Genomic DNA, 1319 nt, shown 5'->3' with positions numbered 1-1319 from the left:
AGTTGTCGTGCCAACGGCAGCGCTGGGTAGCTATGTCGGGAGCGGATAAGCGCTGAAAGCATCTAAGCGCGAAACCGACCCAAAGATGAGACTTCCCACTCGAAAGAGGTAAGACCCCAGGAAGATGACCTGGTGGATCGGCCCGAGATGTACACGCCGTGAGGCGTTGAGTCGACGGGTACGAATCGGTCGAGGACTTGACCTTATGCTTTACTTAAAATTAACTCTGTGTAGTTTTGAGGGAGACCATAACAATGGGAATCTCTTAAGGGCAATTAGCTCAGATGGTTAGAACGCTTGCTTGACATGCAAGAGGTTATCGGTTCGATTTCGTCATCAACCCACCATATCAATGGAGCAGTGGTGTAGAGGCCTAACATGCCAGCCTGTCACGCTGGAGATCGCGGGTTCGAATCCCGTCTGCTCCGCCATACTATTCCTCGATAGCTCACGGTAGTGCAACCGGTTAATAACTGGTTGGTTGCCGGTTCAGATCCTAATCGAGGATCCATATTGTCGCGGGGTGGAGCAGCTGGTAGCTCGTCGGGCTCATAACCCGAAGGTCGCAGGTTCAAGTCCTGCCCCCGCAACCAAGCGAATTGCCGCTTCCGAAGGTTTTACGAATGATACCGAATATTTCCAGTTGAAATGATGGAGCGCAAGTGATACGATGTAATACCTGTCGACGATAGGGCGTTCTACTCGGGGTAATGAACAAACGATACATGATTCCGTTTGTGATCCAACCAACGGGTTGATAAGTAAAACAAGAAAATTGCTTAGAAGTACCAGTTGAATTAGAGGATAAAACGTGATACTATAATATTCCGCCTAACAAACGGGCGAAAAATTCTGGTCCTTGAAAATCAAACAGTTGTTAAAGCAAAAGCGTGCGAAACCAAAGTCAATTCGGCCCGCGCAAGCGGGACGGACAATGATTTCATTAATGAGAGCTTGACTCAAGCTTATCTACATTTTTTGTGGAGAGTTTGATCCTGGCTCAGGACGAACGCTGGCGGCATGCCTAACACATGCAAGTCGAACGGAGCGATGAAGTTTCGATGGATTCGCTTAGTGGCGGACGGGTGAGTAACGCGTGGATAACCTGCCTGAGAGTGGGGGATAACAGCCCGAAAGGGCTGCTAATACCGCATAACGTTGTCTGGGGACATCCCCGGACAACCAAAGGAGCAATCCGCTCTTGGATGGGTCCGCGTCCGATTAGCTAGTTGGTGAGGTAATAGCTCACCAAGGCGACGATCGGTAGCCGGCCTGAGAGGGTGAACGGCCACACTGGGACTGAGACACGGCCCAGACTC

Annotated in this window: 3 tRNA genes and 2 rRNA genes; all 5 read left to right on the top strand. The window is 50.5% G+C overall.

Going from position 1 to position 1319, the window contains the following annotated elements:
- A 23S ribosomal RNA gene (locus H1S01_RS20200) occupies window positions 1–205 on the top strand; the annotation flags it as partial.
- A 149-nt stretch (window positions 206–354) separates the two neighbouring features.
- Window positions 355–431: transfer RNA gene (locus H1S01_RS20195), tRNA-Asp, on the top strand.
- A gap of 6 nt (window positions 432–437) precedes the next feature.
- A tRNA-Ile gene (locus H1S01_RS20190) sits at window positions 438–511 on the top strand.
- 6 nt (window positions 512–517) lie between these two features.
- A tRNA-Met gene (locus H1S01_RS20185) sits at window positions 518–593 on the top strand.
- 384 nt (window positions 594–977) lie between these two features.
- Window positions 978–1319, top strand: a 16S ribosomal RNA gene (locus tag H1S01_RS20180); the annotation flags it as partial.

This window comes from Heliobacterium chlorum, from assembly GCF_014502795.1.
GTDB lineage: Bacteria > Bacillota > Desulfitobacteriia > Heliobacteriales > Heliobacteriaceae > Heliobacterium > Heliobacterium chlorum.
Note: the sequence above shows the minus strand (reverse complement) of the source record. Positions and strands in the feature narration are given on the sequence as shown.